The sequence below is a fragment of the Streptomyces sp. enrichment culture genome (assembly GCF_964273255.1).
Lineage (GTDB): Bacteria > Actinomycetota > Actinomycetes > Streptomycetales > Streptomycetaceae > Streptomyces.
The window spans coordinates 5556453-5579498 of the sequence record NZ_OZ186835.1 but is presented as its reverse complement, the minus strand read 5'-3'; the positions used below and the strand labels follow the sequence as shown (position 1 = coordinate 5579498).

Below are 23046 nucleotides of genomic sequence, written 5' to 3'. Positions count from 1 at the left end.
GCGCATTCAGCGGGCCGCCGCATGTCCATGTGGCTGAACGCAATCACGCTAGGACGCCGTTCGACGGCCGGTCAAGCGCCCCTCCCTCCCTCCCAACGCCGTTCAGGAGCAGGCCAGAGAGCCGGGGCGGACCCTTGACGGGCCGGGCGCCGACTTCTAGCTTGTCCACACTCATGAATGACGTGTGCACCTGTGCACGGCCGGCGAGGCAAGGAGACCCCGAGGATGCCCTCTCCCCGCACCGTTCTGCTCACCGGCGCCGCCGGCGGGATGGGCACCCTGATGCGGGACCTGCTGCCCGCCCACGGGTACCGGCTGCGGCTGCTGGACCTGCGGCCGGTCGAGGGCGAGCCGGAGGCGATCGTCGCCGACCTCGCCGACCGGGACGCCGTCCGGGAGGCGGTCCGCGGCGTGGACGCGATCGTCCATCTGGCGGGCATCTCGCTGGAGGCTCCGTTCGAGAAGATCCTCCGCGCGAACATCGAGGGCACCTACCACCTCTACGAGGCCGCCCGCGAGGAGGGCGTCCGGCGGATCGTGTTCGCCTCCTCCAACCACGCCGTCGGCTTCACCCCCCGGCCGCGCGGCGACGACCCGCTCGTGCCCGTCGGCACGCCGCACCGCCCCGACACCTTCTACGGCCTGTCCAAGTCCTTCGGCGAGGACCTCGCGCAGCTCTACTGGGACCGGCACGGCCTGGAGACCGTCTCCGTCCGCATCGGGTCCTGCTTCCCCGAGCCGACCAGCGTGCGGATGCTGTCGCTCTGGCTGAGCCCGGCGGACGGCGCCCGCCTGCTTCACGCGGCCCTGACCGCCGAGGATGTCGGCCACACCGTCGTGTACGGCTCCTCCGCCAACACCCGCCTGTGGTGGGACCTCGGTCCCGCGCGGGCGCTCGGCTACGCACCTCAGGACGACTCGGAGCCGTACGCGGCGCGGCTCCTCGCCGAGCAGGGCGCCCCGGACGACGACGACCCGGCCCACGCCTGCCTCGGCGGCCACTTCGTCACCGACCCGCCCCTCTGGCCGCACTGAGCCGACGGCACTGACGGCGCGACGGCCCGCCCGGCAGTACGACGGGGGCCCGCCCCCGCAGCACCGATGGGCCCGCCCCACCACACCACGACGGCCCGCCCCCCACAGCACCGCAGCGGCGCCCGTCCCCACCCCGGACACCACGGCGGCGTCCCGCCCTCGCGGCGGCGCAGCCGCACACCGCCTGCGCCGGCGGACGGATCGCACCCGCCGCGAGGGCGCCGCGCGACCGGACGGAATCGGGCCACCAGGCCCGCCCGACGGCGGAAAATGGTCACCTCCGGCGGAGGGCGGGCACCGAACGGGCCCGCCCTCCACCGCATTCGGGCACGCACGCCGCCCGTTCTCACGTTCCGCGCCGCCCCCGTGCAGGTCCGAGGCGGGCACAGCCCGAACCGAACGGGCACAAGCGGGCAGGAACGAAGCCATGACAAGCCTGGTCAGAACCGTGGGCCCGCTGTACAACATCCTGCAAGGGCCGCACCGGGCCCGAACGGGCAGCGAGATCAGGAAGCAGGTGGTCGGCCCATGGGGCAGTGGACGGCCGAGGAGCGCCAGCGCGAGATCGTGCGGCTGGCGCGCGCCACCGGCTCGGTCGACGTCACCGCACTCGCCGCCGATCTGGGCGTGGCCAAGGAGACCGTGCGGCGGGATCTGCGCGCGCTGGAGGACCACGGTCTGGTGCGCCGCACCCACGGCGGTGCCTACCCCGTGGAGAGCGCCGGCTTCGAGACCACCCTCGCCTTCCGCGCCACCAGCCACGTCCCCGAGAAGCGCAGGGTGGCGGCCGCCGCCGCCGAACTCCTCGGGGACGCCGAGACGGTCTTCATCGACGAGGGCTTCACCCCGCAGCTCATCGCCGAGGCCCTGCCCACCGACCGGCCGCTCACCGTGGTCACCGCCTCCCTGCCGGTCGCGGGCGCGCTCGCCGAGACCGGCACCCTCTCCGTCCTGCTCCTCGGCGGCCGGGTGCGCTCGGGCACCCTCGCCACCGTGGACCACTGGACGACGAGGATGCTCTCCGGCTTCGTCATCGACCTGGCGTTCATCGGCGCCAACGGGATCTCCCGCGAACACGGCCTGACCACACCCGACCCGGCGGTCGGCGACGTCAAGGCCCAAGCGGTCCGGTCCGCACGGCGCGTGGTGTTCGCGGGGGTCCACACCAAGTTCGGGGCGGTCAGCTTCTGCCGGTTCGCCGAGGTCGGCGCCCTGGAGGCGATCGTCACCAGCACCCTGCTCCCCGCGTCCGAGGCGCACCGTTACGCGCTGCTCGGCCCCCAGGTCGTCCGCGTCTGACGGCCGGACCCACGATCCACGCACTCCGCCACCACCACACCCCACACCGTCCCCGCAGTACGCCCGCCCCACCCCGCAGGGCACCCCCGTCCCCCACAGCCCTCCGCACATACCGACATTTCCTGGAGTACCCATGCGCACCCAGAGCCGACGCTCGCCGCGGAACCTCCTCGCCGCGGTGGCGACCGTGACGCTGATCGCTCCGCTCGCCGCCTGCTCGGGCGCCGGCGGTTCCCAAGGATCCTCCGGCGGCGACTCCATCAACGTCCTGATGGTGAACAACCCGCAGATGGTGGAGCTGCAGAAGCTGACCGCCGCGAACTTCACCGAGGACACCGGGATCGAGGTGAACTTCACCGTGCTGCCGGAGAACGACGTCCGCGACAAGATCAGCCAGGACTTCGCCAACCAGGCCGGGCAGTACGACGTCGCCACGCTCAGCAACTACGAGATCCCGATCTACGCCGAGAACGGCTGGCTGCACGCCCTGGACGACCACGTCGCCAAGGACGCCGCCTTCGACCAGGACGACATCCTCCCCCCGATGACCAAGGCGCTCACCGCGGAGGACGGCAAGCTGTACGGCGAGCCCTTCTACGGCGAGTCCTCCTTCCTGATGTACCGCAAGGACGTCCTGGAGAAGGAGGGCCTGACCATGCCGGACAAGCCCACCTGGAAGCAGGTCGCCGACATCGCCGCGAAGGTGGACGGCTCCAGTGCCGGCATGAAGGGCATCTGCCTGCGCGGGCTGCCCGGCTGGGGCGAGGTCATGGCCCCGCTGACCACGGTCGTCAACACCTTCGGCGGCACCTGGTTCGACGAGGACTGGACGGCCCGGCTGGACTCCAAGGAGTTCAAGGAGGCCACGCGGTTCTACGTCGACCTGGTCCGCGAGCACGGCGAGGCCGGCGCCGCCCAGTCCGGGTACGCGGAGTGCCTGAACAACATGACCCAGGGCAAGACGGCCATGTGGTACGACGCCACCGCCGGGGCGGGCTCCCTGGAGGCCGACGGCTCCCCGGTCAAGGGCAAGATCGGTTACGTGCCGGCGCCGGTCGAGAAGACGGACAGCTCGGGGTGGCTCTACACCTGGGCGTGGGGCATCCAGAAGGCGTCCAAGAACGCCGACAACGCCTGGAAGTTCATCTCCTGGGCCTCCGGCAAGGAGTACGAGAAGCTGGTCGGCGAGAAGGTCGGCTGGTCCAACGTGCCGGCCGGCAAGCGCGCCTCGACGTACGACATCCCGGAGTACCGCGAGGAGGCCGCCGCCTTCGCGGACGTCACCCGGGACGCCATCGCGGGCGCCAAGCCCGAGGACCCGGGCGTGCAGCCCCGGCCCGCGCCCGGCATCCAGTTCGTCGGCATCCCCGAGTTCACCGACCTGGGCACCAAGGTCTCCCAGGAGATCAGCTCCGCCATCGCCGGCCGGCAGTCCGTGGACAGCGCGCTGAAGAAGTCGCAGAAGCTGGCCGAGGCCGTCGCCGAGAAGTACGAGGCGTCATGACCGTGACGTCCCCGGAGCGGGCCGCCGCCACCGTCCCCGGACGGCCGGCGGCCCCCCGCCCGAACCGTATGCGCGCCTGGGCCACCCGGGCGCCCCTGATGCCGGCGCTCATCTTCATGATCGTCGTCACCCAGCTGCCCTTCGTGGCCACCCTGGTGATCTCGTTCTTCGACTGGAACGCGCTCTACCCGGACCAGCGCAGCTTCGCCGGCTTCGCCAACTACGGCGAGGTGCTCACCGACCCGGACCTGCGCAGGTCGGTGTGGACGACCGTCCTGCTCACCGTCACCGTGGTGCTGGTGAGCCTGCTGCTCGGGCTGCTGCTCGCGCTGCTGCTGGACCGGCGCTTCCGCGGCCGGGGCGCCGTGCGGACGATGCTGATCGCCCCGTTCCTGCTGGTGCCGATCGCCGCCGCGCTGATGTGGAAGCACCTGCTGTTCAACCCGGAGTACGGGCTGTTCAACGGCATCCTGAACGCCGTCGGCGGGGACGGGGCGCCGCAGCCGGACTGGATCTCCGAGATGCCGCTGATGGCGGTGGAGGCCGCGCTGATCTGGCAGTGGACCCCGTTCATGATGCTGATCCTGCTGGCCGGGCTGCAGAGCCGCGACCCCCAGCTCGTCGAGGCGGCCCGGATGGACGGCGCGAGCGACTGGCAGGTGTTCGTCCACATCACGCTGCCCCACATGCGCCGCTACCTCGAACTCGGCGTGCTGCTCGGCTCGATCTACATCGTGCAGAACTTCGACGCCGTGTTCACCCTCACCTCCGGCGGCCTGGGCACGGCCAACCTGCCGTACACGATCTACCAGACCTTCTACCAGGCGCACGAGAACGGTCTCGCCTCCGCGGCGGGCGTCATCGTCGTCCTCGGCTCGCTCGTCCTGGCGACCTTCGCGCTGCGCGTGGTGTCGTCGCTGTTCCGTGAGGAGGTGTCCCGCTGATGGCCACCGTCACCCCCGCCGCCCCGCGGCAGCGCCGGGCGCCCGGCAGGGTCCGGGGGGCCGCCGCGGGCGTCGCCGCCTGGCTGGCCGGTCTCGTCTTCGTCGCGCCCCTGCTGTGGATGGTGCTGACCTCCCTGCACTCGGAGGCGGACGCGGCGACCAACCCGCCGTCCGTGGCGGCCACGCTGACCCTGGACGGCTACCGCGAGTTCTTCGGTCTCACCGGCGGTGCCAGCCCCTGGCCGTCGCTGATCAACTCCATGACCGCCTCGCTGGTCTCCACCCTGCTGACCCTGCTGCTCGCGCTGCCCGCCGCCTACGCGCTGTCCATCCGGCCGGTGAAGAAGTGGACCGACGTCCTGTTCTTCTTCCTGTCCACCAAGATGCTGCCGCTGGTGGCCGCGCTGCTGCCGATCTACCTGTTCGCGAAGAACACCGGCATGCTCGACAACATCTGGACGCTGGTCGTCCTCTACACCGCGATGAACCTGCCGATCGCGGTCTGGATGATGCAGTCGTTCCTGTCCGAGGTCCCGGTGGCGATCATCGAGGCCGCCCAGATCGACGGCGCCCGGCTGCCGACCGTGCTGGGCCGCGTGGTCGCCCCGATCGCCCTGCCCGGCATCGCGGCGACCGCCCTGATCTGTTTCATCTTCAGCTGGAACGAGCTGATGTTCGCGCGGGTGCTCACCGGCGTGGTCGCCGAGACCGCCCCGGTCTTCCTCACCACCTTCATCACCAGCCAGGGCCTGTTCCTGGCCAAGGTGTGCGCCGCGTCGCTCGTCATCTCCCTGCCGGTGCTCGCCGCGGGGTTCGCCGCCCAGGACAAACTCGTCCAGGGCCTGTCGTTGGGAGCCGTGAAATGAAGGCCGCCGTCATCGAGTCCGTGGGCCGGGCCGTCGTCGCCGAGGTCCCGGACCCGACGCCCGGGCCGCGCGACGTCGTCGTGGAGGTCGCGGCCTGCGGGTTGTGCGGCACCGATCTGCACATCCTCCAGGGCGAGTTCGCGCCCGAACTGCCGATCGTGCCGGGGCACGAGTTCGCGGGCGAGGTGGTCGGTGTCGGCTCCGCGGTCACGGAGGTGTCGGTCGGCGACCGGGTCGCCGTCGACCCGTCCCTGTACTGCCACGAGTGCCGCTACTGCCGTGTCGGCCACAACAACATGTGCGAACGCTGGGGGGCGATCGGCGTCACCACGGCCGGCGGCGCCGCGCAGTACGCGGTGGCCCCCGTGGCGAACTGCGTGAAGCTCCCCGAGCACGTGCGCACCGCGGACGCGACCCTGATCGAACCGCTGTCCTGCGCGGTGCGCGGCTACGACGTCCTGCAGTCCCGCCTCGGCGCCCACGTGCTGATCTACGGGTCGGGCACGATGGGCCTGATGATGCTGGAGCTGGCCAAGCGCACCGGCGCGGCGAGCGTCGACGTGGTGGACGTGAACCCGGCCCGGCTGGAGACGGCGGTCCGGCTGGGCGTCTCCGCCTCCGCCGCCAACCCCGACGAGCTGGACCGCCCGCAGGGCTGGGACCTGGTCATCGACGCGACCGGCAACGCCGGGGCGATCCAGGACGGCCTGGAGCGGGTGGCGAAGGCCGGAACGTTCCTGCAGTTCGGGGTGGCCGACTATGCGACCCGTGTGACCATCGACCCGTACCGCATCTACAACCACGAGATCACCATCACCGGCTCGATGGCCGTGCTGCACAGCTACGAGCGCGCGGCCGAACTCTTCGCCAACGGCGTGCTGGACCCCGAGGTCTTCATCAGCGACCGGGTCCCCCTGGACCGCTACCCGGAGGCCCTGGAGCAGTTCGCGTCGGGCGTCGGCCGGAAGATCGTGGTGGTGCCCTGACCACAGGGACTGCCGGGGCGGACGGGCCGGGTGCCGGGACGGCGGAGGAAAACCGCTGGGCCGCCCCGCCCCGGCCGCCCTACCCTCCGGTCATGCCCCGACCTCACGGCTTCGCCTACACCGACCACGCCAACGGCAGCGTGGACATCACCCACCACAACCGCCACGCCACCACCCTGAACGGCGACCGGGCGGCCCGTTTCCTCACCGAGGTCACCACCTCCCCCGACCCCCAGCTGGTCATGGCCCGCTGGACCGGGAACTACCAGCACGGCAACGAACGCACCGCCCGCAACCACCCCCGCAACCGCCGCTGACCCAGGCCGGAAACCGCCTGCTCCATTCGGGCCACGGGTAAGGGAACGGCAAAACCGCCCCGCTCGTTCACCGGTCATGACAGCTATGACCCCCGGCTCGAACATCCCCCTCCCCACCGCCCGCGTGACGGTGGACGTCGCCGCTCCGGTGCGGCTCGACGTATCGGGCCTGCTGCTCACCGCCGACGGCAAGGTGCGCTCCGACGACGACTTCATCTTCTACAACCAGCCCTCGGGCCCCGGCGTGACCTACCGTTCCGGCGGCGGCACCGCCCCCGACGCGATCACGGTCGACACCACCGCCCTCCCGCCCGGCATCGAGAAGATCGTCATCACCGCCAGTCCCGACGCCCCCGGCCAGACCTTCCAGGGCATCGAACCGACGGCCACCCTCCGCGGCGCCGACGACCAGGCGGTCCTGGCCACCTTCACCCCGCCGCGCCTGGGCGCCGAGACCGCCCTGGTGGTCGTCGAGATCTACCTGCGCAACGGCGCCTGGAAGGCCCGCGCCGTCGGCCAGGGCTACGCCAACGGCCTGGCCGGCATCGCCACCGACTTCGGCGTCTCCGTCGAGGAGCCCGCCGCCCCCGCCCAGCCCGTGACCCCGCCGCCCGCCGCCGTCCAGCCGCCGCCGGCACCGCCCGCGCCGCCGGTGGCCGCCCCGCAGGCCCCGCCCGCGCCCGCCGCTCCCCCGGCCCCGCCCGCGCCGGCGCCCGGCTCGGGCAAGATCAACCTGGACAAGGGCCGGGTCAGCCTTCAGAAGAACCAGACGGTCTCCCTGATGAAGGGCGGCCGCCCGCTGCTCTCCCAGGTGCGGATGGGCCTCGGCTGGGAGCCGGCGTACCGCGGCAAGGACATCGACCTGGACGCCTCGGTCATCGCCTACGGTCCGCAGCGCAACCACATCGACAGCTGCTACTTCGGCAAGCTGCAGATCCTGCACGGCGCGATCCAGCACTCCGGCGACAATCTCACCGGCGAGGGCGCCGGGGACGACGAGGTGATCACCGTCGACCTCGGCCGGCTCCCCCAGGAGGTCTCCGGCCTGGTCTTCACCGTCAACTCCTTCTCGGGGCAGAAGTTCACCGAGGTCGCCAAGGCGTACTGCCGTCTGCTGGACGGCACCACCGGTGAGGAGCTGGTCCGCTTCGACCTCACCTCCGCCGAGCCGCAGACCGGCGTGATGATGGCGAAGCTGATCCGCCAGTTCTCCGGCGAGTGGGAGATGACCGCCATGGGCGACTTCGTCAAGTCCCGCACGGTGCGCGGCATGGTCAAGCCGGCCGCCCAGGCCCTGTAGCCGCCGGGGCCGCGCGGCCACCGCCGCCGGCCCGCCGACGTCCCCGCCCCGGTGTTCCCCTCCCCGGGGCGGGGACCCGTCTGCCGCCGGCCGGTCCCGGGCTCGGGGCCGTCCCGTTCATGCCCGGGGCCGGGGTGCTCATGCCGGGGGCCGGGGCGCTCATGCCGGGGGGCGGGGCGCGAGGCCCTCCACCAGGAGACCCACGTACCGGCGCAGTTGGCTGCCGTCGCCGTCCGCGAGTTCGGAGGCCGCCGCCACCCCGTGCACCAGCCGCAGCACGTCGACCGCCCCGACGTCCGGGCGCAGCTCCCCCGCCCGTCGCGCCGCTCGGACCAGCAGTTCCGCCGCGTCCAGCAGCGGGTCGCAGCAGCCCGGCCCGCCGTCCGGGCCGCTCCCGACGGCCGGACCCAGCAGCGCCCGCAGGCCGCGGATCCGGATCATCCCGGCGCCGAGTTCGTCCAGCCACGCGCGCAGGGCGGGGCCGGGCGGCAGGCGCTCCGCGAGGTCGCCGGCCCGGGCCGCGAGGGCGTCGATGCGGTCGGCGTACACGGCCTCCAGCAGGGCCCGCCGGGTGGGGAAGTGCCGGTAGAGGGTGCCGGAGCCGACGCCGGCCCGCTTGGCGATGTCGTCGAGGGAGGCGCCCTCGCCCTGGGCGGCGAACGCCTCGACCGCCGCCGCGAGCAGCCGCTCGCGGTTCCGCCGGGCATCGGCCCGCAGGGGCCTGACCTGTGCCACCGGCCCTCCCTGGTACGCCGCGGGTCCCCTCCGCCCTCACCCTATCGAGGGGCGCGGAGGGGCCCCGGGGCCTGGGCGCGGGCCGGCGGACCGCCGACGTGACTCAGAACAGGGCGCTGTAGGCGTTCAGCGCGGGCTGCCCGCCGAGGTGGGCGTAGAGGACGGTCGAGTCGCGGCCGATCTCGCCCCGCGCCACCAGATCGACCATCCCGGCCATGGACTTGCCCTCGTACACCGGGTCGGTGACCATCCCCTCGGTCCGCGCGGCGAGCCGCATGGCGTCCAGGGTCGCCTCGTCCGGTATCCCGTAGGTCCCGGCGTGGTACCGCTCGTCCAGTTCGACGTCGTCGACGGTCAGCTCCGCCCCGACGCCGATGAGCCGTCCGGTGCGGTCCGCGATCCGGGCGATCTGCTCCCTGGTGCGGGCCGGGTCCGCCGAGGCGTCGATGCCGATCACCCGCCGGGGACGGCCGCCCGCCTCCTGAAGCGCCCGGAACCCGGCGACCATGCCCGCCTGGGTGGAGCCGGTGACCGAGCACACGACCACGGTGTCGAAGAAGACGCCCGCCGCCCGCTCCTGCTCCGCCACCTCGTACGCCCAGCCGGCGAAGCCCAGCCCGCCGAGCGGGTGGTCGGAGGCTCCGGCCGGGATGGCGTACGGCCTGCCGCCCGACTCCTCGACCTCCCGCAGGGCCTGCTCCCAGCTCTCCTTGAACCCGATGCCGAACCCGGCCCGCACCAGCCGTACGTCCGCCCCGGCGAGCCGGCTGATCAGGATGTTGCCGACCTTGTCGTACACGGCGTCCGGCCAGTCCACCCAACTCTCCTGCACCAGGACGCACTTGAGCCCGGCGCGGGCGGCGACGGCGGCCACCTGACGGGTGTGGTTGGACTGCACGCCGCCGATGGAGACGAGGGTGTCGCAGCCCTGGGCGAGGGCGTCGGCGACCAGGTACTCCAGCTTGCGGGTCTTGTTGCCGCCGTAGGCCACACCCGAGTTGCAGTCCTCGCGCTTGGCCCAGAGTGTGGCGCCGCCGAGGTGGGCGGTGAGCCGTTCCAGCGGGTGCACCGGCGAGGGTCCGAACAGCAGCGGGTAACGCGCGTGGGAGGCGAGGGACATGAGGGGTCCTTCCACTCGGGCCGTGCCGGGCCGGCAGGGCCGGGTCAGGGGGTGTCGGCGAGCTGCTCCAGGCCCCGCCAGATCTCGGCGGTGATGCGCACCGCCCCGTCCGTGTCACTGCTCGCGCAGGCGTCGATCAGCCGGTCGTGCAGCCCGGCCGAGCGGCAGGCACTGCCCTCGCCGAAGCGCTGCCGCTCCAGCCGCCGGATGAGCGGGGTGTACCGGGCGACGGTCGCGGCGGCGGCCCGGTTGCCGCTCACCCGGACCAGGACGTCGTGGAGGGCGTCGTCGGCGAGCAGTGCGGCGTCCACGTCCCCGGCGTGCACGGCCGCCGCGAACCGGTCGTTGGCGGCGCGCATCGCGTCCGTGTCGGCCTTCCGCAGGCGCGGCACCGCGACCCGGGTGACCAGTTCGTGCAGGGCACCGACGACGGCCGCGGCGTCCCGCACGTCGGCGGCCACCAGGGGGGTCACGCGGGTGTAGCTCTGCGGCTTGCGCTCCAGCAGTCCCTCGTCGATCAGCCGCGAGAACGCCTCCCGCACCGGTGCCCGGGACAGGCCCAGCCGCTCGGCGAGGTCGGCGTCCCGTACGACGGCCCCGGGTTCGATCTCGCCGGCCACGATGGCGTCCCGGATCGCCGCGTGGGCGCGGTCCCGGAGGAGGGTGCGGGAGACGGGGCGCAGGGCGTTCATGACTGAAATGTTAGATGTCAGCCTGTCGGCGCACAAGGCCGTGCCCCCCGCACGGGACGCGGGGGGCACGGCCGGGGTGGAGCACCGTCCGGCCGGGAGGCGGCCGACGGTGGGAACGCCGGGGGCGGGGACCGGCGCCGCGGTAGGGGGCGACCGCGGCGCCCGGGTCAGCCGCCGTGCTGGGAGCGCGCCTTGAACGCCGCCTTGCGGGCCTCCTTGGCGATCTTCTTGTCCGGGTGCAGCCGCCCCATCGCCTCCAGGACGTCCGCCGTGGCCGGGTGGTCCACGCGCCAGACGGTGTCGAAGAAGCCGCTGTGCTGGGCCGCCAGGCCCTCCACCAGGGCGCGCAGTTCCTCGGAGTTGCCCTCGGCCGCGAGCTGGGCGGCCACGGTGTCGATGGTGAGCCAGAAGATCATGGCCTCGGAGGGCGGGGGCACGTCCGCCGCCCCGTGCTCGGTCAGCCAGACGCGGGCCAGACCGCCGAGTTCGGCGTCGTCCAGCACCTCCCGCAGGGCGGGTTCGGCGGTCCCGCCGACCAGCGCCAGGGCCTGCTGGCAGCGCAGCCGCCTGAGCGGCGCCCCCTCGTCCGCGCCCCGGGCCGCCGCGAGCAACTCGCGCGCCGCCGTGAGGGGTTCACGCCGGGTCAGCCACTGCTCGGTCTCCGCGTGGGCCGCCGCCGGGGGGAAGACGGCGGTGCCGTCGAGCAGCGCGTCGGCCCCCTTGTCGGCCAGGTCGCCGACCGCGGGTGCGTCGAACCCGGCCTCCAGCAGGCGGGCGCGCAGCCCGTACAGGCCGAGCGGGGTGAGCCGCACCATGCCGTAGCGGGAGACCTCGGTGTCGTCCACGGGCGCCGCCGGTTCCTCGTCGGCGTCGGCCATCAGCGCCTCGTCCACCGGCTGGTACTCCACGAGTCCGGCCGGCTCCAGCATCCGGAACTGGTCGTCCAGGCGCATCATCGCCTCGGAGACCTGCTCCAGGACGTCGTCGGTGGGTTCGCCCATGTCGTCCGGCAGGATGACGGACGCGGCGAGCGCGGGCAGCGGCACCGCGGCCGGCTCCACGCCCTCGTCCCCGACCGTCAGCAGGTACAGGTTGCCGAGGACGCCGTCGAGGAACGCCGCGTCGGCCTCGGGGTCCCAGTCGAGCGAGGAGAGGTCCAGCTCGCCGGAGCCCTCGTCGGCGGCGATGGCGTCGACGAGTCCGCCGAGGTCCGGGACGCTCGCGTCGGCGAGCACGGTCTCCAGGGCGGCGAGCCACACCTCCAGCACCTCGTGCGGGGAGCCGCCCCCGGTGACCGTGCCGAGGTCGGCACCGGCCGCGACCGTGCCCTCCTCCTCGTCGGTCACCTCGACGAGCCCGGCGTCCACGGCGGCGCGCCAGGCCTCCGCGGCTTCGGCGGCCGCGTCGTCGCCGGTCAGCCCCAGCTCCTCGGCGGCGGCCGGCACCTGCTCCTCGACGAGTCCGCCGCCCGCGTCGACCCGGGTGGCGGGACCGGCCCAGCGGGCGAGCCGGACGGCCCGGGACAGCAACGGGGTGGACAGCGCGTCGCGCGCCAGCTCCGCTTCGGGGTGCAGCCGCGCGGGCGGCAGGGTGGAGCTGTCTGACATCGGCTGGATCTCCTAGCGCGCCTGGTGAGGACTCAACCGCTCAGCCTAGACGGATGTGCACCCATGCCGCCCGCTTCATCCCCCTGTCGCCGGACGTACATGGCCGAAACCTTGACAAGTGGCGTGGCCAGGCTGGAGATTGACGCGCGTAGAAATCGGCGGACAGGTGTTCACCGGAACCGCGGGGACCCCGGCGCACCCGTCGGTCCTCCACGTGCGTCGGACCGCCCTTCGGGTGCGGTCCGCGCCGTCGCCGTTGTCCCCGCTGTCCCCGTCGCCTCCGCCGTCCTCGTTCCACCCTCGTCCCGGCGCTCCACACGTCCCCGGAGGGAATTCCGTTGCCGATCACACCGTCCGCGCGTCTCGCCGCGCTCACCGTCGCCGCCGTCTGCTCGGCGGCGACGACCGTCGTCCTCAGTTCACCGGCGCACGCGGACTCCGTGCGCATCCACGACATCCAGGGCGACACCCGGATATCCCCGCTCGTCGGCCGTCAGGTCGCCGATGTGGCCGGAATCGTCACCGGCGTGCGCACCTACGGCTCGTCCCGCGGTTTCTGGATCCAGGATCCGCGGCCGGACGCCGACCCGGCCACCAGTGAGGGCGTGTTCGTCTACACCGGCTCGACCCCCGAGGGCGTCGCCGTGGGCGACGCCGTCACCGTCTCCGGCACGGTGACCGAATACGTCCCCGGCGGCCTCGCCTCCGGCAACCAGTCGCTGACGCAGATCAGCCGCCCCACGGTCACGGTGACCTCCAGCGGCAACCCCGTTCCGGCGCCCTTCACCCTGGACGCCCGGTCCGTGCCGGCCGCCTACACCCCCGCCGGGGACCCGGCCGCGGACGGCTCCGTCAACGCCCTCCGGCTGCGCCCGTCCCGCTACGCCCTGGACCGCTACGAGTCCCTGGAGGGCATGAACGTCCGGGTCGCCGACGCCCGGGTGGTGGGCGCCACCGACCCGTACACCGAGCTGTGGGTCACGGTGAAGCCGTGGGAGAACCGCAGCGCGCGGGGCGGCACGGTGTACGGCTCCTACGACGACCAGAACACCGGCCGACTGCAGATCCAGTCGCTGGGCAGCGCCGCGGAGTTCCCCGACGCGAACGTCGGCGACCGGCTCGCCGGCACCACCTCGGGCCCGCTGGACTACAACCAGTTCGGCGGCTACACGCTGGTCGCCGAGGAACTCGGCACCCTCCGGGAGCGGGGCCTGGAGCGCGAGAGCACCCGCAAGCAGCGGGCGGGCGAACTCGCCGTCGCCACCTACAACGTGGAGAACCTCGACCCCTCCGACGACACCTTCGCCGCGCACGCCGCCGCGATCGTGGACCACCTGCGCTCGCCGGACATCGTGGCCCTGGAGGAGATCCAGGACAACAGCGGCGCCACCGACGACGGCACGGTCGCCGCGGACCTGACCCTGACGAAGCTGATCGAGGCCGTCGAGGCGGCCGGCGGGCCCCGCTACGCGTGGCGTTCGGTGGACCCGGCGGACAAGGCGGACGGCGGCCAGCCCGGCGGTAACATCCGCCAGGCGTTCCTCTACAACCCGAAGCGGGTCTCCTTCACCGACCGGCCCGGCGGCGACGCCACCACCCCCGTCGGCGTCACCAAGGTCCGCGGCAAGGCGGCCCTGACGCACTCCCCGGGCCGCATCGACCCGGCCGCCGCCGCGTTCGAGGACAGCCGCAAGCCCCTGGCCGGCGAGTTCGTCTTCCGCGGCCGGACGGTCATCGTGATCGCCAACCACTTCGCCTCCAAGGGCGGCGACCAGAGCCTGACCTCGCAGTACCAGCCGCCGGCCCGCAGTTCGGAGACCCAGCGCCACCTCCAGGCGCAGGCGGTGCACGACTTCACCGCCGAGGTCCTGAAGACCGAGAAGAACGCGCGCGTCGTCGCCCTGGGCGACATCAACGACTTCGAGTTCTCCCGGACGACGGAGATACTCCAGGGCGACGGAGTGCTCTGGCCGGCCATCAAGTCCCTGCCGAGGAACGAGCGGTACTCCTACGTCTACCAGGGCAACAGCCAGGTGCTGGACCAGATCCTGATCAGCCCGTCGATCCGCCGTGGCCGCACGTTCAGCTACGACAGCGTGCACATCAACGCCGAGTTCCACGACCAGATCAGCGACCACGACCCGCAGGTCCTGCGCTTCAGGCCGTGAGCCGGGGCCGTGTGCGGGGGCCGCGGGCGCCGCGAGCAGGGGTATGGGCGATGCCCGTGGGCGGAGGCCGGGGCACCAGGCGGTGAACGGAGGCGGCCGTGGCACGAGGCGGCGAACGCAGGCCGTGGCATGAGGCGATGAACGGAGGCGGCCGGGGCACGAGGCGATGACGCCCGGCCGTCGCATGAGGCGATGACGCGCGGCCGTCGCAGCAGCGCCGACGCGGACGGCCGTGCTCCACGGCACTGACGGCACACGTCGGGCCGGCCGGGGTTCCGTCCGGCCGGCCCCGGGCCGCGTCCCGCGCGGGACGCGGCCCGCTCAGCGGTGACTGCTCTGGCGGCGCAGGACGACCCCGGCGGCCACGACCGCCCCGGCCGCCGCCCCCGCGATCAGCACCGGACGCGGGTGCCGGCGCCCGTCACGGACCACGTGCGTGGCACTGCTGCGCAGTTGCACGGACATCGCCCCGGCCTTGTCCCGCAGGTCCTCCGCCCTGGCCCGGGCCCGCCCCTTGACGTCCATCTTCCCGGCCAACTCCTCCACGGTGTCGCCCAGTTCGTGGCGGGTCCGCTCGATCTGCCGACGCAGTTCGTCCGGCCCCTTGGCGCCCCGTGCGGCGGCTTCACCCCCCGCGGTGGAACCGGAGCCGGCCCCGCCCGCGCCCGTCACGTCCTGTGTCATCGGTGTGCCCTTCCCTTGATCTCCTCCACGTCGGCCTTCACGCTGCCCAACGCCTCCTCGGGCGTGGCCGGGGTGGCCCGGCGCAACTGCGCGCGTCCGGCCACGGCCAGCACCCCCGCGACGGCGAACAGCACGACCGTGACGATCAGTGCCGCCAGCCAGACGGGCAGCACCAGCGCCAGCGCCGCCGCACCGGTGCCGGCGAGCGCGAGCAGACCGGCGTAGGCGAAGGCTCCCGCCGCTCCCAGCATGCCGCCGCCCCGCCCGGCCCGCTTGCCCTTGGCGGCCAGCTCCTCCTTCGCCAGGGCCACTTCCTGCCGGGCGAGCCGGGAAAGCTGTTCGGTGGCCTGTCCGACGAGCTCACCCACGCTGTGCTCGTCGCGAACCGGCCGGTGGTTGATGGTTCCGGTCACAGGGGTCCGCCTCCTCTCGGTAGGAAGGCACCCGAGTACCCGCCCCGCGCCCCGACTACGCCTGGCCCCGCATCGCGCCGACCACGCAGCAGTGCTTACACATACCGGCAAGCACAGGTAAGGGGAACTTCACCGTCCACGGGTCGGGACTGGGACCCATGACTCCCACGGCCCACAGGCCTCCCCTGCCTCCCTCCCGGACGCCTTCGACGCGGGCGACACCTCCCGCGCGGCCCCAGCCTGCAGCACGCGGTGCTCCCGATGACCGGTGCGATGACGGCGGGCGGCCTCCCCGGCACCGTCACCGCCAAGGCCCTGCTCCACACCCTCGGTCTCCCGGCGGGCCCGCCCCGTGTGCCACGGCGCCCCGCCGCCCGGGACCGGCACACCGGACGGCATTCCGCCTCCCGGCCCCGCCTCCGAGGACCTCCCGCTCCGGGCTGCCGGCGCCCTCGGCAGCCACTCGGAGAGCGTCTCCGAGCCCCCAGGCCCCAGCCTCCCGCCCTCGGCCCACGGCTCCCGGCCCTCAGCCCCTGGTGCCGCCGCCACCTCCCCACCCCGCAACGCTCATCCGCCCCGCCCCGCCCCGCCCGCGACACGCGCGAGCGCCCTCCCGGGCGTCGTGGGGACGCGGGAAGGGCGCTCGGCGATGACCGACGCCGACAGCCACCGGGAACCCGGCAGCAGGCCGAGGGCGTCGATCCGAAGGCGTCGGACGGCAGGCGGCCGCAGCTCACGGCCGCCGCCGGTCAGTTGTGGCTGTGCAGCACCTCGTTCAGGCCGCCCCAGTTGGCGTGGTTGGGCCGGGCCTCGACCGTGCCGCTGACGGAATTGCGGCGGAAGAGGATGTTGGACGCGCCGGACAGGACGCGGGCCTTGACGATCTCGCCGTCGGGCATGGTGACGCGGGTGCCCGCCGTGACGTACAGGCCGGCCTCCACCACGCACTCGTCGCCGAGGGCGATGCCGACGCCCGCCTCGGCGCCGATCAGGCAGCGCTCGCCGATGGAGATGATCACGTCACCGCCACCGGACAGCGTGCCCATGGTGGACGCGCCGCCGCCGATGTCGGAGCCGTCGCCGATGACCACGCCGGCCGAGACGCGGCCCTCGATCATCGAGGTGCCGAGCGTGCCGGCGTTGAAGTTGACGAAGCCCTCGTGCATGACCGTGGTGCCGGCGGCGAGGTGCGCGCCCAGGCGGACCCGGTCGGCATCGGCGATGCGGACGCCCTTGGGGGCCACGTAGTCCGTCATGCGCGGGAACTTGTCGATGGACGTGACGGTCAGGTGCAGGCCCTCGGCGCGGGCGTTGAGGCGCACCTTCTCGACGTCGTCCACGGCGACCGGGCCGAGGGAGGTCCAGGCGACGTTGGCGAGGCAGCCGAAGATGCCGTCGAGGTTCAGCCCGTGCGGGCGGACCAGGCGGTGGGAGAGCAGGTGGAGGCGCAGGTAGGCGTCGTGGGCGTCGACCGGCTTCTCGTCGAGCGAGGAGATGACCGTGCGGACCGCGACCACGTCGACGCCGCGGCGGGCGTCCGGGCCAACCGCCGCGGTGGCGCCCCCGCCGAGGAGTTCGGCGGCGCGCTCGGCGGACAGCCGCTCGGTGCCGGACGGGCCCTCGGCCGACGCGGCGGTCAGTTCGGGCGCGGGGTACCAGGTGTCGAGGACGGTGCCGTCGGCGGCGATGGTGGCGAGGCCGGCGGCCACTGCGCCGGAGGGGCTCTGAGCAGTCGTGTCGGTCATGAGGGCAACCTAACCGGCCGGGGCCCGGCGAGGCGAACCGGTGGGCCCGCCGTCTCGGGTGACGGTCCGCCGACCGGCCCCGGACGTTGCCCAGGGCGTCATGCCCGGACGTCAGCCCATGGCATCAGCTCCAGGGCGTCGCCCCCGGATGTCAGCCCACGGCATCGGCTCCAGGGCGTCAGTAGCGGGGCCCTCCCGAACCTCACCCCCGGCCGTCCTCGCCGGGGTGCGGCGCGCCGGGCGGGATGATCCGGGCCAGCGCCTCGCGGGCGAACGCCTCGTCGTAGGGCGTGTCCGTCAGCAGCACCTGGAGGCAGATGCCGTCCAGCAGGGCGACCACGGCGCGGGCCGTGACGGGGTCGACGCGGTGGGCGAGTTCGGCGACGACGCCCTCGCTCCACTCGGCGGCGACCGGGCGCAGGGCGGGGCGGCGCAGGGCGGCGAGGTAGAGCTCGTACTCCAGCTCGACGCCGGTGCGTTCGCCGGCCAGCCACTCCCCCATCACGGAGGCGAGTTCGGCCGCCAGGTCGGTGCGGGGGTCGCGCAGGCCGGGGTGGGCGGCGACCACCTTGGCGAAGCCCTCGTTGGCCTGGCGCAGGGCGGCGACCAGCAGTTCGTCGAGGGTACGGAAGTGGTAGGTGGTGGAGCCGAGCGGGACGTCGGCCTCGGCGGCCACGGTGCGGTGGGTCAGCCCGGCGATGCCGTCGCGGCCCACGACGCGGATGGCCGCGTCGATGATCCGCTGCCGGCGTTCGGGGTCGTAGCGCCGGGCCATCAGTGCGCGCCCCCCAGGTTGAGCACCACCACTCCGACGATGATCAGGCCGATGCCGACGGCCTTGACCACGGTCAGGCCCTCCCCGAGGAAGGCCACGCCGATGGCGGCGATGGCGGCGGTGCCCACCCCGGCCCAGATGGCGTAGGCGGTGCCGATCGAGAGGGTGCGCAGGGTCTGCGCGAGGAGGCTGAAGGAGATCACGTAGCCGATCAGGGTGAGCAGCGACGGCCAGAGCCGGCTGAAGCCGTCGCTGTACTTCATGGCGGTGGTGGCACCGACTTCGGCGGCGATGGCCCCGGCCAGCAGCAGATATCCCATGTGTACAAGCGTACCCATCGATGTGGACGTGCGTACACACTTCGGCCGACGAACGGCCGGACGAAGGCGCGTCCGGACACGACGACGGCCCCCGGCGGGATCGCCGGGGGCCGTCGTGCGGTGGGTGCGGTCGTGCGCGGTGTGCGGGGGTCTCAGACGTTGAAGCCGAGCGCCCGCAGCTGCTCACGGCCGTCGTCCGTGATCTTGTCGGGGCCCCACGGCGGCATCCAGACCCAGTTGATGCGCAGCTCGTTGACCAGGCCGTCCGTGGCGGACTTGGCCTGGTCCTCGATGACATCCGTCAGCGGACAGGCCGCCGAGGTCAGGGTCATGTCGATGGTCGCCACGTTGGATTCGTCGACGTGGACGCCGTAGATCAAGCCGAGGTTGACGACGTCGATGCCCAGTTCGGGGTCGACGACGTCCATCAGGGCCTCGCGGACCTCTTCCTCCGAGGCCGGTTTCATCTGCACGGTCTCGCTCATGCCGTTGTCCTTTCGGCGTCGGAGCCCAGAGCCTGGGCCGTCGCGTCCTTCCACGCCATCCAGCTGAGGAGGGCGCACTTCACCCGGGCCGGGTACTTGGAGACCCCGGCGAACGCGACCGCGTCCTCCAGGATCTCCTCCATCGCGTCGTCCGGCTCGATCTTCCCCTTGGACTGCATCAGTTCCAGGAAGGTCTCCTGGACCCGCCGCGCGTCGGTCAGATCTTTGCCGACCAGCAGTTCGTTCAGCACGGAGGCGCTCGCCTGGCTGATCGAGCAGCCCTGCCCCTCGTAGCTGACGTCCCGGACGGTCGTGCCGTCGTACTTGACCCGGAGGGTGATCTCGTCACCGCACGTCGGGTTGACGTGGTGCACCTCGGCGTCGCCATCCCGCAAGCCCCGCCCGTGCGGGTTCTTGTAGTGGTCCAGGATGACTTCCTGGTACATCGAATCCAGCTTCACGCCCAGCCAGCCCCTCAGCCGAAGAAGTTCCGTACGTGCTCCAGTCCGTCGACCAGAGCATCGATCTCGGCCGGCGTGGAGTACAGATAGAACGACGCTCGCGTGGTCGCAGGAATTCCGTACCGGAGGCAGACCGGGCGGGCGCAGTGGTGGCCGACCCGGACCGCGAGGCCCTGTTCGTCGAGGACCTGGCCCACGTCGTGCGGGTGGATGTCCCCGAGGGTGAAGGAGATCGCCGCCGCGCGGTCCTCGGCCGTGGCGGGGCCGATGATGCGCAGGTCGGGGACCTCGCCCAGCCGTTTGACGGCGTACTCGGTGAGCGCGTGCTCGTGGGCGAGGATCTTGTCCATGCCGATGGCCTGGAGGTAGTCGATCGCCGCGCCGAGGCCGACCGCCTGCGCGATCGGGGGGGTGCCCGCCTCGAACTTGTGCGGGGCGGGCGCGTAGGTCGACGAGTGCATCGACACGGTCTCGATCATCTCGCCGCCGCCGAGGAACGGAGGCAGGTCCTCCAGCAGTTCCTGGCGGCCCCACAGGACGCCGATGCCGGTCGGACCGCACATCTTGTGGCCGGTGAAGGCCACGAAGTCGGCCTGGAGCGCCTGCACGTCGACCGGCATGTGCGGGGCGGCCTGGGAGGCGTCGATGCAGACGAGCGCGCCGACCTCCTGGGCGCGGCGGACGATCGCCTCGACCGGGTTGAGGGTGCCCAGGATGTTGGAGACCAGCACGAAGGAGACGATCTTCGTCTTCTCGGTGATGACCTCGTCGATGTTGGACAGGTCGAGCCGGCCGTCGTCGGTCAGGCCGAACCACTTCAGCTTCGCTCCGGTGCGCTGCGCGAGCAGCTGCCACGGCACGATGTTGGAGTGGTGCTCCATCTCCGTGATGACGATCTCGGTCTCGTGGTCCACGCGGTAGGGCTCGTCGGCCCAGCCGAGCATGTTCGCCACGAGGTTGAGCGACTCGGAGGCGTTCTTGGTGAAGATCACCTCGTCGCGGCTGGGCGCGTTGACGAACGCGGCGACCTTGTCGCGCGCGCCCTCGTACAGCGCCGTGGCCTCCTCGGCGAGCACATGCACACCGCGGTGGACGTTGGCGTTGTGGCGCTCGTAGTACTCACTGAGTGCGTCCAGCACCTGGCGCGGCTTCTGCGAGGTCGCCGCGTTGTCCAGGTACACGAGCTTCCGGCCGTCGTGGACCTGACGGTCCAGGACGGGGAAGTCCTTGCGGATCGCCTCGGTGTCGAGGAGGCCCGGCAGCAATGTCACGCGGATGCGCCACCCTTCGTGTATGCCTCGTAGCCCTCCGCCTCCAGCTTGTCGGCCAGCTCGGCACCGCCGGACTCGACGATACGGCCGTCGGCGAACACGTGGACGTGGTCGGGCTTGATGTAGCGCAGGATGCGCGTGTAGTGCGTGATGAGCAGGGTGCCCACGTCACCGGACTCGCGGACCCGGTTGACGCCCTCGGACACGATGCGCAGGGCGTCGACGTCCAGGCCGGAGTCGGTCTCGTCGAGGACGGCGACCTTCGGCTTGAGCAGCTCCAGCTGGAGGATCTCGTGGCGCTTCTTCTCACCGCCGGAGAAGCCCTCGTTGACGTTGCGCTCGGCGAAGGACGGGTCGATGTTGAGGCGCTCCATGGCCTCCTTGACCTCCTTCACCCAGGTGCGCAGCTTGGGGGCCTCGCCGCGGATCGCGGTGGCGGAGGTGCGCAGGAAGTTGGAGACCGAGACACCGGGGACCTCGACCGGGTACTGCATGGCGAGGAACACGCCGGCGCGGGCGCGCTCGTCGACGGACATCTCCAGGACGTCCTCGCCGTCGAGGGTGACGGAGCCGCTGGAGACGGTGTACTTGGGGTGACCGGCGAGCGCGTAGGCGAGCGTCGACTTGCCCGAGCCGTTGGGGCCCATGATGGCGTGCGTCTCGCCCTGCTTCACGGTGAGGTCGACGCCCTTGAGGATTTCCTTCGTGGCGTTGTCGGCCTCGACGGTGACGTGCAGGTCTCGGATTTCAAGCGTTGCCATGGGTGCCTCAGGACTCCTGGGTGACGGAGACGAGCACGTCGTCCCCTTCGATCTTTACGGGGTATACGGGAACGGGGCGGGTCGCGGGGAGGGCGTCGGGCTTGCCGGAGCGGAGGTCGAAACGCGAACCGTGCAGCCAGCACTCGATGTGGCAGTCGTCCACCTCGCCCTCCGACAGGGACACGTTCGCGTGCGAGCAGATGTCGTTGATCGCGAACACCTCCCCGCAGGTCTGCACGATGGAGACCGGCGTGCCGTCGAGTTCCACCCGCTTGGGGGTGTCCTCCTCCAGCTCGCTCAGCCCGCAGGCGCGTACGAAGCTCATCCGACCGCCGCCTCCAGCTCCTCCTCGATCTTGGCGATCAGGCGCTCCTCGAGGTCGGCGACGCCGATCTGCTGGACCAGCTCGGCGAAGAAGCCGCGCACCACCAGGCGGCGGGCGTCCTTCTCCGGGATGCCGCGGGCCATCAGGTAGAACAGCTGCTCGTCGTCGAAGCGGCCGGTCGCGGAGGCGTGGCCGGCGCCGACGATCTCGCCGGTCTCGATCTCCAGGTTGGGCACGGAGTCGACCCGGGCGCCGTCGGTGAGCACCAGGTTGCGGTTCATCTCGTAGGTGTCGGTGCCCTCGGCCGCGGCCTCGATGAGGACGTCGCCGATCCACACGGCGTGCGCGTCGTCGCCCTGGAGCGCGCCCTTGTAGACGACGTTCGACTTGCAGTGCGGGACGTTGTGGTCGACCAGGAGGCGGTGCTCCTGGTGCTGGCCGGCGTCGGTGAAGTACAGGCCGAACAGCTCGGCCTCACCGCCGGGGCCGGCGTAGGCGACCCGCGGGTGCAGCCGGACGACGTCGCCGCCGAAGGTGACGACGACCGACTTGAAGGTGGCGTCGCGGCCGACCAGCGCGTTGTGCTGGGCGGCGTGCACGGCCTTGTCGTCCCAGTCCTGGACCGAGACGACGGTCAGCTTGGCGCCGTCGCCGAGCACGAACTCGACGTTGGCGGCGAGCACCGCGTCGCCGGTGTGGTCGATGACCACGACGGCCTCGGCGAAGGCGCCGAGCTCGATGACCTGGTGGGCGTAGGCGGTGCCGCCCTCGCCGTGCACCGCGATGCGGATCGGCTCGGTGAGGACGGCCTCCTTGGGCACGGTCACGACCGAGGCCTGCTCGAAGGCGGAGTACGCCTGGGCGGCGACGCGGTCCACCGGGGTGCCGGCGCGGCCGAGCCGCGCGTCGTCCCGGCCGACCGTCTCGACGACGACGCCCTCCGGAGCCTGGACGGCGACCTTGATGCCGCCGTCGGCGGTGGCGGTGCCGTCGTGCAGCCCGCGCAGCCGCTCCAGCGGGGTGAACCGCCACTCCTCCTCGCGGCCGTGGGGGACGGGGAAGTCCGCCACGTCGAAGGACGGGGGAGCGCTCATGCGGGTGGCGACGGTCGACTCGGCGGCCACCGCGATCGAACCAGCGGTCGCGGAACCGACCGGGATGTTAGGAGCCTCAGCCATGGCTGTCGTAGTGCTCGCTTTCCTTTGCGTAAGGGGGCTTGACGGAACGGCGCCG

General features: G+C 72.5%; 24 protein-coding genes. 9 read left to right on the top strand and 15 right to left on the bottom strand.

Annotated elements, in window-relative coordinates:
• The first annotated feature begins 225 nt into the window (after positions 1-225).
• The 8 genes from ACSU53_RS24260 (at position 226) to ACSU53_RS24225 (ending at position 8251) form a co-directional block, all read left to right on the top strand.
• A complete protein-coding gene (locus tag ACSU53_RS24260; RefSeq protein WP_437030948.1) occupies positions 226-1035 on the top strand; it encodes an NAD-dependent epimerase/dehydratase family protein in 810 nt (269 codons plus the stop codon).
• 528 nt (positions 1036-1563) lie between these two features.
• Positions 1564-2334 carry a DeoR/GlpR family DNA-binding transcription regulator gene (locus tag ACSU53_RS24255; RefSeq protein WP_437030946.1) on the top strand — a complete coding sequence of 257 codons (771 nt, stop codon included), beginning with the start codon at positions 1564-1566 and terminating at the stop codon, positions 2332-2334.
• 133 nt (positions 2335-2467) lie between these two features.
• Complete coding sequence (locus tag ACSU53_RS24250; protein WP_437030944.1) at positions 2468-3838, top strand: ABC transporter substrate-binding protein; 1371 nt, start codon at positions 2468-2470, stop codon at positions 3836-3838.
• Positions 3835-4782: a carbohydrate ABC transporter permease gene (locus ACSU53_RS24245; RefSeq protein WP_437030942.1), complete on the top strand. Its 948-nt coding sequence runs from the start codon at positions 3835-3837 to the stop codon at positions 4780-4782. Before ACSU53_RS24250 ends, ACSU53_RS24245 begins: the two co-directional genes overlap by 4 nt.
• On the top strand, positions 4782-5648 hold the full coding sequence (locus tag ACSU53_RS24240) for a carbohydrate ABC transporter permease (protein ID WP_164337372.1): 867 nt from the start codon (positions 4782-4784) through the stop codon (positions 5646-5648). The genes ACSU53_RS24245 and ACSU53_RS24240 overlap by 1 nt, the downstream gene beginning before the upstream one ends.
• Positions 5645-6634 carry a zinc-dependent alcohol dehydrogenase family protein gene (locus tag ACSU53_RS24235; protein WP_437030939.1) on the top strand — a complete coding sequence of 330 codons (990 nt, stop codon included), beginning with the start codon at positions 5645-5647 and terminating at the stop codon, positions 6632-6634. The genes ACSU53_RS24240 and ACSU53_RS24235 overlap by 4 nt, the downstream gene beginning before the upstream one ends.
• 92 nt (positions 6635-6726) lie before the next feature.
• A complete protein-coding gene (locus ACSU53_RS24230) occupies positions 6727-6951 on the top strand; it encodes a hypothetical protein (RefSeq protein WP_437030937.1) in 225 nt (74 codons plus the stop codon).
• A gap of 85 nt (positions 6952-7036) precedes the next feature.
• Entirely contained in the window at positions 7037-8251 is a 1215-nt protein-coding gene (locus tag ACSU53_RS24225; protein ID WP_437033379.1) for a TerD family protein, read from the top strand.
• A gap of 159 nt (positions 8252-8410) precedes the next feature.
• Here the strand turns inward: ACSU53_RS24225 and ACSU53_RS24220 are convergent, their stop codons facing one another.
• The 4 genes from ACSU53_RS24220 to ACSU53_RS24205 form a co-directional block, all read right to left on the bottom strand.
• Entirely contained in the window at positions 8411-8986 is a 576-nt protein-coding gene (locus tag ACSU53_RS24220; RefSeq protein ID WP_437030936.1) for a TetR/AcrR family transcriptional regulator, read from the bottom strand.
• A 103-nt stretch (positions 8987-9089) separates the two neighbouring features.
• On the bottom strand, positions 9090-10106 hold the full coding sequence (locus ACSU53_RS24215) for a 1-aminocyclopropane-1-carboxylate deaminase (protein ID WP_437030934.1): 1017 nt from the start codon (positions 10104-10106) through the stop codon (positions 9090-9092).
• A 44-nt stretch (positions 10107-10150) separates the two neighbouring features.
• A complete protein-coding gene (locus tag ACSU53_RS24210; protein WP_437030932.1) occupies positions 10151-10798 on the bottom strand; it encodes a GntR family transcriptional regulator in 648 nt (215 codons plus the stop codon).
• A gap of 167 nt (positions 10799-10965) precedes the next feature.
• Positions 10966-12405: a hypothetical protein gene (locus tag ACSU53_RS24205; protein ID WP_437030930.1), complete on the bottom strand. Its 1440-nt coding sequence runs from the start codon at positions 12403-12405 to the stop codon at positions 10966-10968.
• 338 nt (positions 12406-12743) lie between these two features.
• Here ACSU53_RS24205 and ACSU53_RS24200 point away from each other — a divergent pair, with 338 nt between their 5' ends.
• Complete coding sequence (locus ACSU53_RS24200; RefSeq protein WP_437030929.1) at positions 12744-14573, top strand: endonuclease/exonuclease/phosphatase family protein; 1830 nt, start codon at positions 12744-12746, stop codon at positions 14571-14573.
• Positions 14574-14894: 321 nt separating this feature from the next.
• Here the strand turns inward: ACSU53_RS24200 and ACSU53_RS24195 are convergent, their stop codons facing one another.
• The 11 genes from ACSU53_RS24195 to sufD form a co-directional block, all read right to left on the bottom strand.
• The gene (locus tag ACSU53_RS24195; protein WP_437030927.1) at positions 14895-15257 is read right to left on the bottom strand and encodes a DUF3618 domain-containing protein; all 363 of its coding nucleotides are present in this window, start codon (positions 15255-15257) and stop codon (positions 14895-14897) included.
• A complete protein-coding gene (locus ACSU53_RS24190) occupies positions 15254-15670 on the bottom strand; it encodes a phage holin family protein (RefSeq protein WP_437030925.1) in 417 nt (138 codons plus the stop codon). The genes ACSU53_RS24195 and ACSU53_RS24190 overlap by 4 nt, the downstream gene beginning before the upstream one ends.
• Positions 15671-16419: 749 nt before the next feature.
• Positions 16420-17415, bottom strand: a complete 996-nt coding sequence (gene dapD / locus ACSU53_RS24185) for a 2,3,4,5-tetrahydropyridine-2,6-dicarboxylate N-succinyltransferase (RefSeq protein WP_437030923.1) — start codon at positions 17413-17415, stop codon at positions 16420-16422.
• A gap of 202 nt (positions 17416-17617) precedes the next feature.
• Positions 17618-18190 carry a TetR/AcrR family transcriptional regulator gene (locus tag ACSU53_RS24180; RefSeq protein ID WP_437030921.1) on the bottom strand — a complete coding sequence of 191 codons (573 nt, stop codon included), beginning with the start codon at positions 18188-18190 and terminating at the stop codon, positions 17618-17620.
• Entirely contained in the window at positions 18190-18510 is a 321-nt protein-coding gene (locus ACSU53_RS24175) for a DMT family transporter (protein WP_437030919.1), read from the bottom strand. The genes ACSU53_RS24180 and ACSU53_RS24175 overlap by 1 nt, the downstream gene beginning before the upstream one ends.
• A gap of 152 nt (positions 18511-18662) precedes the next feature.
• On the bottom strand, positions 18663-18995 hold the full coding sequence (locus ACSU53_RS24170) for a metal-sulfur cluster assembly factor (RefSeq protein WP_432053951.1): 333 nt from the start codon (positions 18993-18995) through the stop codon (positions 18663-18665).
• Complete coding sequence (gene sufU, locus ACSU53_RS24165; RefSeq protein WP_362088897.1) at positions 18992-19456, bottom strand: Fe-S cluster assembly sulfur transfer protein SufU; 465 nt, start codon at positions 19454-19456, stop codon at positions 18992-18994. The genes ACSU53_RS24170 and sufU overlap by 4 nt, the downstream gene beginning before the upstream one ends.
• A gap of 14 nt (positions 19457-19470) precedes the next feature.
• Positions 19471-20727 carry a SufS family cysteine desulfurase gene (locus ACSU53_RS24160; protein ID WP_164442981.1) on the bottom strand — a complete coding sequence of 419 codons (1257 nt, stop codon included), beginning with the start codon at positions 20725-20727 and terminating at the stop codon, positions 19471-19473.
• Positions 20724-21488 (bottom strand): Fe-S cluster assembly ATPase SufC, encoded by a 765-nt coding sequence (sufC, locus tag ACSU53_RS24155; protein WP_192231669.1) that lies wholly within the window; start codon positions 21486-21488, stop codon positions 20724-20726. Before sufC ends, ACSU53_RS24160 begins: the two co-directional genes overlap by 4 nt.
• Positions 21489-21495: 7 nt before the next feature.
• Complete coding sequence (locus ACSU53_RS24150; protein WP_164337496.1) at positions 21496-21813, bottom strand: non-heme iron oxygenase ferredoxin subunit; 318 nt, start codon at positions 21811-21813, stop codon at positions 21496-21498.
• The gene (sufD, locus tag ACSU53_RS24145; protein ID WP_164337495.1) at positions 21810-22991 is read right to left on the bottom strand and encodes a Fe-S cluster assembly protein SufD; all 1182 of its coding nucleotides are present in this window, start codon (positions 22989-22991) and stop codon (positions 21810-21812) included. Before sufD ends, ACSU53_RS24150 begins: the two co-directional genes overlap by 4 nt.
• Positions 22992-23046 lie beyond the last annotated feature (55 nt).